Genomic DNA, 434 nt, shown 5'->3' on the forward strand with positions numbered 1-434 from the left:
AGCGCGCCAGCTACGCCTCGGCATTGACCCGCGAATGGAGCCGGAAGATCGCCAGCGCGGCGGCATTTATCTTCGTCACACCACAATATAATTGGGGTTATCCGGCAGCTCTAAAAAACGCGATCGACCACCTCTACCGCGAATGGGCCGACAAGCCGGTCATGATCGTATCTTATGGCGGGCACGGCGGAGGCAAGGCTGCGGCACAGTTGCAGGAGGTGTGCGAAGGGATCGGGATGCGGCCGATCGCTGCGCGGCCCGCGCTGCGCCTGTCACGGACGCAGATCGAGGCCAATTCGGGCGAGATCGACCCTGCGGAGGCGTTCGCCGGACATATTGCGGACGTGCGCGCGGCACTGGCCGAACTGTCCCACTCGCGCAATGCGACCACCCAGCCGACCGCCGCATAAAGAGGACCGATCGGCGGTCGTGGC

1 protein-coding gene is annotated in these 434 nt (G+C 64.5%); it reads left to right on the top strand.

Features of this window, described 5'->3' with window-relative positions; translation table 11 throughout:
- Window positions 1-410: NADPH-dependent FMN reductase (locus tag AACY45_RS28785; protein WP_339548875.1), on the top strand; the 410-nt coding region annotated here is incomplete at its 5' end.
- Window positions 411-434 lie beyond the last annotated feature (24 nt).

It is taken from the genome of Pseudomonas sp. RA_35y_Pfl2_P32, assembly GCF_963970735.1.
Classification (GTDB): domain Bacteria; phylum Pseudomonadota; class Gammaproteobacteria; order Pseudomonadales; family Pseudomonadaceae; genus Aquipseudomonas.